1 protein-coding gene is annotated in these 1,535 nt (G+C 48.7%); it reads left to right on the top strand.

The window, feature by feature from the left end:
• The first annotated feature begins 305 nt into the window (after nucleotides 1–305).
• Complete coding sequence (ychF, locus tag RUMCAL_RS11555; RefSeq protein ID WP_021683083.1) at nucleotides 306–1,400, top strand: redox-regulated ATPase YchF; 1,095 nt, start codon at nucleotides 306–308, stop codon at nucleotides 1,398–1,400.
• Nucleotides 1,401–1,535: the final 135 nt, after the last annotated feature.

Here is a 1,535-nt window from a genome sequence, read left to right as displayed (position 1 = left end):
CTTTGTCTTACGATATCTGCAACAGTATTAATGTCGCCTCTTAGTTCATTTTGATCCAAGAAAAATTTTTTTAATTGCTTCCCCTTGCTCGTCTGTCAAATCACTTTCGTAATTTGTTGCTTCATACTCTTTTTTCATGTCTCCTATTATATCACTTTTTCGCTATGAACACAAGCTCTAAGTTTTCCGAATTTGAAAATTGCTTTCTTGACAAATCCGGCGTTGTATGCTAAACTATAAGAATGAGTGTATGTCAACTGCCGGCAAATGCCGGATAATTTTGAAAAAAAGGTGGAACTGTAACAATGAAATTAGGTATGGTCGGGCTGCCCAATGTGGGAAAAAGCACGCTGTTCAATGCTCTGACAAATGCCGGAGCAGAATCCGCAAACTATCCGTTCTGCACCATTGAAAAAAATGTGGGTATCGTTTCTGTGCCGGACGCTCGTCTGGACAAGCTGGCAGAAATGTATGAACCGGACAAGTTCACACCGGCAACGCTGGAATTTGTGGACATTGCCGGTCTGGTAAAGGGTGCCTCCAAGGGCGAAGGTCTGGGCAACAAGTTTCTGGGCGACATCCGCGAAGTCGATGCCATTGTACACGTGGTTCGTTGCTTCGAGGACGACAACATCATTCACGTAGACGGCAGAATCAATCCGGCTTCCGACATCGAAACCATCAATCTGGAACTGATCTTCTCCGATATGGAAATGGTAGCACGCCGCATTGACCGCACCAAGAAAGCCCTCAAGGGTGACAAGAAATTACAGGTACAGGTGGACTTTCTGGAGCGTTTGCAGGCACATCTGGAAGAAGGCAAGTCTGCCCGCGGTTTTGATTTCACCGAGGACGAGTTGAGCTGGATCCACGACATGCCCCTGCTGTCCGCAAAGCCGGTCATCTACGCTGCCAACATGAGCGAAGAAGATTTCCGCAACGGCGTGGACAAGAACGAGCATTATCAGGAAGTCAAGGCAATTGCCGAAGCCGAACATGCCGCAGTGCTGCCGATCTGTGCCAAGATCGAAGAAGACATTGCCGACATGGAAGCAGACGACAAGGCAATGTTTTTGGAAGATCTGGGACTGGAAGAATCTGGTCTGAACCGTATCATTCGGGAGGGCTATTCCCTGCTGGGACTAATCTCCTACCTCACTGCCGGCAAGCAGGAAGTCCGTGCGTGGACCATTACCAAGGGCACAAAGGCTCCGCAGGCTGCCGGAAAAATCCACACGGATTTCGAAAAGGGCTTTATCCGTGCGGAAGTCGTTTCCTATGATGACCTCATGGCATGCGGTTCTATGGCGGCTGCCAAGGAAAAAGGACTGGTTCGTCTGGAAGGCAAGGACTATGTCATGCAGGACGGTGACATTGTGCTGTTCCGGTTTAACGTATAAACACACAGGACATAACATACGGCAACACAGGCTTTTACAACGAGGCAGAATGCAGATGCATTCCTGCCTCGTTTTTCGCCGCAGACATGCGGCAGCAACAAAAGGCAATACCGCACAAAGAGCGTCTGGCAACTT

Source organism: Ruminococcus callidus ATCC 27760 (assembly GCF_000468015.1).
Taxonomy (GTDB): Bacteria; Bacillota; Clostridia; order Oscillospirales; family Ruminococcaceae; genus Ruminococcus_C; species Ruminococcus_C callidus.
Note: the sequence above shows the minus strand (reverse complement) of the source record. Positions and strands in the feature narration are given on the sequence as shown.

Excerpts from the sequence above, each read along its gene's own strand:
- ychF (WP_021683083.1), top strand. The coding sequence starts at position 306 with ATGAAATTAGGTATGGTCGGGCTGCCCAATGTGGGAAAAAGCACGCTG.